The sequence below is a fragment of the Helicobacter pylori genome, assembly GCF_001998165.1.
Classification (GTDB): domain Bacteria; phylum Campylobacterota; class Campylobacteria; order Campylobacterales; family Helicobacteraceae; genus Helicobacter; species Helicobacter pylori_DL.
Map to the genome: position 1 here is coordinate 1 of NZ_MTWR01000150.1, position 251 is coordinate 251.

At 53.0% G+C, this 251-nt stretch carries 1 rRNA gene; it reads right to left on the minus strand.

The annotated features are described in order from the left end of the window. Positions 1 to 59: 59 nt before the first annotated feature. Positions 60 to 251: ribosomal RNA gene (locus BZK24_RS08615) — 23S ribosomal RNA — on the minus strand; the annotation flags it as partial.

A 251-nucleotide genomic window follows, 5' to 3' on the forward strand; every position in this document is an offset into this window, starting at 1 on the left:
CCTGTAACAGTAGCCGTAAAAGCCCCAGCGATCCCTGCTGCCATTTCAGCCGGGTTGTCCCCGGGGTACCTTTTATCCTTTGAGCGATGGCCCTTCCACACAGAACCACCGGATCACTATGACCGACTTTCGTCTCTGCTTGACTTGTATGTCTTACAGTCAGGCTGGCTTGTGCCATTACACTCAACTTGCGATTTCCAACCGCAATGAGCCAACCTTTGCAAGCCTCCGTTACTTTTTAGGAGGCGCCC